At 47.6% G+C, this 3,899-nt stretch carries 5 protein-coding genes and 1 pseudogene; 5 read left to right on the forward strand and 1 reads right to left on the reverse strand.

What is annotated here, in order from left to right; translation table 11 throughout:
- A pseudogene (locus OMP95_RS12550) lies at positions 1 to 119 on the reverse strand ([acyl-carrier-protein] S-malonyltransferase); the annotation flags it as partial.
- Positions 120 to 295: 176 nt separating this feature from the next.
- On the opposite strand from OMP95_RS12550, the gene acpP reads away from it, so the two are divergent.
- From acpP to OMP95_RS12455, 5 genes are all read left to right on the forward strand, one after another.
- Positions 296 to 532: an acyl carrier protein gene (gene acpP, locus OMP95_RS12435; protein ID WP_266329321.1), complete on the forward strand. Its 237-nt coding sequence runs from the start codon at positions 296 to 298 to the stop codon at positions 530 to 532.
- A gap of 94 nt (positions 533 to 626) precedes the next feature.
- Positions 627 to 1,868 (forward strand): beta-ketoacyl-ACP synthase II, encoded by a 1,242-nt coding sequence (fabF, locus tag OMP95_RS12440; RefSeq protein WP_266329323.1) that lies wholly within the window; start codon positions 627 to 629, stop codon positions 1,866 to 1,868.
- A gap of 16 nt (positions 1,869 to 1,884) precedes the next feature.
- Positions 1,885 to 2,703, forward strand: coding sequence for an aminodeoxychorismate lyase (pabC, locus tag OMP95_RS12445; RefSeq protein WP_266329325.1), 819 nt, complete (start codon positions 1,885 to 1,887; stop codon positions 2,701 to 2,703).
- A gap of 1 nt (position 2,704) precedes the next feature.
- Positions 2,705 to 3,721 carry an endolytic transglycosylase MltG gene (gene mltG, locus OMP95_RS12450; protein WP_266329327.1) on the forward strand — a complete coding sequence of 339 codons (1,017 nt, stop codon included), beginning with the start codon at positions 2,705 to 2,707 and terminating at the stop codon, positions 3,719 to 3,721.
- Positions 3,718 to 3,899, forward strand: a 182-nt coding sequence (locus tag OMP95_RS12455; protein ID WP_416234653.1) for a dTMP kinase, incomplete at its 3' end; no start/stop codon positions are given. The genes mltG and OMP95_RS12455, both read left to right, overlap by 4 nt.

The following is a 3,899-nucleotide window of genomic DNA, read 5'->3' on the forward strand; positions in this document are numbered from 1 at the left end:
AAACTGGCCAGATCAAACAAAGGCATAGCGTTCAAGGCTTTATCAATGCGTTTGTTGAGACCGGTCAGCACTTTACCCGGACCACATTCAACAACTGATGTCACACCTTGTGAGGCGAAACATTGCATGTAAATGGCGGGATGTATATGAGTTAATAACCGCTCAGCGGTTATTGTGACATTTTTTGTAACAGGGACAGATTGCCCGAGAGGGTTTTAGCTTGTCTCGAATGTGCTGGCACTATAAAATGCCTGCACATTGTTTGATGTATTAACCACCAAAGGAAACATTAGTTATGAGTGATATCGAAGCTCGCGTAAGAGAAATTGTTGTTGAACAATTGGGTGTCAATGCAGATGAAGTAACTGCAGATGCTTCATTTATCGATGATCTGGGCGCAGATTCCCTGGATACAGTAGAACTCGTTATGGCGCTGGAAGAAGCATTTGAATGTGAAATCCCGGACGAAGAAGCTGAGAAAATCACTACAGTTAAAGAAGCCGTCACATATATTAATTCTCACCAGTCTTAATATAGCGGAAGCTTGATGATAGCCGTCTAGTGTGTGAAGGCATGCTAGGCGGCTATGTTATGTTTATACCTGTAGGTTTGAAGGGGAAATCCTGATGTCTAAAAGACGCGTTGTCGTTACCGGTCTGGGCGCTATTACACCCGTCGGTCTGTCCGTCAGCGAAAGCTGGGAAAATATTGCCGCTGGTAACAGCGGTGTTGCACCGCTGACTGTGTTTGATGTGTCGGACTTTAGTGTGCGTTTTGGTGCCAGTGTCAAAGACTTTGACGTGACAACAGTCATCTCCCGTAAAGATGCAAAAAAAATGGATACTTTTATCCATTACGGAATTGCCGCCGCTAAAGAAGCCATTGAGGATTCAGGACTCGAAGTCACCGAAGAAAATGCCGAGCGCATAGGGGTGGCAATTGGGTCCGGTATCGGTGGTTTGCCAGGTATTGAAGCTGGCTATGACAACTATCTCAATGGCGGTCCCCGCAAGATTTCTCCGTTCTTTGTACCCAGCAATATCATCAACATGATTTCGGGCAACCTGTCCATTATGTATGGCATGAAAGGTCCCAACACGGCTATTGTCACCGCTTGTTCGACAGGTACGCATTGTATTTCTGCTGCAGGTCGCATGATTCAATACGGTGAAGCCGATGTCATGATTGCCGGTGGTGCCGAAATGGCGACGTCCAAGACGGGGCTGGGTGGTTTTGCTGCCGCCCGTGCCTTGTCTACTCGTAACGATGATCCAACTGCTGCCAGCCGTCCCTGGGATAAAGACCGTGATGGTTTTGTTCTGGGGGATGGTGCCGGTGTTATCGTACTGGAAGAATATGAACATGCCGTCAAACGTGGCGCCACGATTTATGCCGAACTGATTGGTTCCGGCATGAGTTCAGATGCTTATCATATGACCATGCCATCACAAGGTGGCGAAGGTGCTGCACGTTGCATGACTAATGCAATGAAAGATGCCGGTATCAATCCTGATGAAATTGATTACATCAATGCACACGGTACGTCTACACCTGCGGGTGATGTAGCTGAAACTATGGCGATCAAAACCGCCCTGGGCGATGCTGCCGGCAAAGTAGCTATCAGTTCGACTAAATCCATGATCGGTCACTTGCTGGGCGCTGCCGGTGGTGTGGAAGCGGTATTCAGTATTCTGGCGATTCGTGATCAGGTGGCTCCGCCAACCATTAACCTGGATAATCCGGACGAAGGCTGTGATCTGGATTATGTGCCCCATACCGCACGTCACATGCCGATTAATGTTGCGATGTCCAACTCGTTCGGTTTCGGCGGCACCAACGGTACTGTTATTTTCAGAAAATTAAGTTAACAAGCGGAGTTTGCCGGTGATTCTGATTAATGGACAACCAGAAAACAGAATCAATGTTTCAGACCGTGGCCTGCAATATGGCGACGGTCTGTTTGAAACCATTGCCTACCGCAACGGCGAGCTTGAATTGATTGAGGCACATCTTCAGCGCCTGATGCTGGGATGTCAGCGGCTCAATATCCCATTTACCGAACTGGATTTGCTCAAGGCTGAACTGGTCATGCTTTGTGCCCAGACCGCAGAGGATAGTGTCATCAAAATCATGCTGACTCGCGGAGAAGGCGGGCGAGGCTATTTTGCCGCAGCTGACATTAAACCCACACGTATTGTTGCTGCATACCCCTTACCGGTTTATCCGCAAGCCAATCAATCCGGCATAACGGTTTGCATTTGCAAGCATCGCCTTGGTATTAATCCAACTCTGGCCGGGATCAAACATATGAACCGTCTGGAGCAGGTTCTGGCCAGAAGTGAATGGCAGGATGATACCGCTACAGAGGGCTTAATGCTGGATATCAACGATAAGCTTATCGAAGGCACCATGAGTAATTTGTTTCTGGTGAAACAAGGCCGTTTGTTTACGCCGGAGCTTCATAATTGTGGGATTGAAGGAGTGATGCGCGCCCGGGTTATAAAAATCGCGCAAACACTGAACATTTCTGTTTATCAGCAAACATTAATCCTGAATGATCTGCAGCAGGCTGATGAAGTGTTTTTGACCAATAGTTTGATCGGGATTTGGCCGGTGACAAAAGTCGTGGACGAAACATGGCAATGGCCACACGGCGCTGTCAGTAAACAGCTGCAAAACGAATTAGCAAAGACCAGTCATTAACATGAAGAAAGTTATATTTTTCAAGGCAATACTGCCTGCTCTTATCGTAGCTTCTCTTATCAGTTTTGTGATGTTGGAGTATCAGCGTTTTATCAATGAACCTCTCAATGTCACAACACAAAATGTGACTTATGTGGTTGCGCCGGGCATGAACCTTAAAGTGATCAGCAAAGATCTGCAGCAAAAAGGGCTGACCGATATTCCCCCTCTGTATCTACAGTTATATGGCCGTTTTACTTCTCAGGCGCATTTGATAAAAGCAGGCGAATACGCGATCCAGCCTGGCACAACTTTACCGGCGCTATTATCGCAACTGGTTAGTGGTAAGGTGCTGATGAATGCCTTGACAGTGGTTGAGGGTATGACTGCGCAGCAATTGATCAATATGTTGGTAACACATCCGAAGATAAAGGTTACTTTGCCAGAACCGACCGTTGCAGCTGCCATGAACGCCCTCGGTGAGCCTGAAAAAAATGGCGAGGGCTGGTTTCTGCCGGAAACCTACCATTTCCCGACAGGCACGACTGATATCGAATTTCTTAAACGGGCTTACACACAAATGCAGCAGCAACTTGAGCAAGCCTGGGAACAGCGTGATGAAAACTTGCCATATCAACATCCTTATGAGGCGTTGATTATGGCATCAGTGATTGAAAAAGAGACCGCAATAGCGGACGAACGCTCTGAAATCGCCGGGGTTTTTGTGCGGCGATTACAAAAAGGCATGCGTTTGCAGACTGATCCGACTGTTATTTATGGTCTTGGTGACACATTCGATGGTAATCTGCGTAAAAAAGATTTACAAACAGATACGCCGTTCAACACATACACACGGGCTGGTTTACCACCTGCACCTATTTGCCTGCCCAGCATCGAATCTATACAAGCGGCCTTGCATCCTGCAGCAGGCGACAGTCTCTATTTTGTTGCAACGGGTAAAGATGGCCGGCACGTGTTTTCATCTAATTTGCGGGATCACAATAACGCGGTAAGACGTTATCAGTTGAAAAAACAATGAGCGGAAAATTTATCAGCATTGAAGGCATTGAAGGGGCAGGCAAGTCCACTCAACTAAGCTTTATCCGAACATTTTTGCAGCAGCGGGGCAAAACAGTGGTGGTCACCCGTGAACCGGGCGGTACCGAACTCGGTGAGCAGATCAGGGAGCTGTTGCTGATCCCCAGAGAGTCGGGTAT

It is taken from the genome of Methylophaga sp. OBS4, from assembly GCF_026319305.1.
GTDB lineage: Bacteria > Pseudomonadota > Gammaproteobacteria > Nitrosococcales > Methylophagaceae > Methylophaga.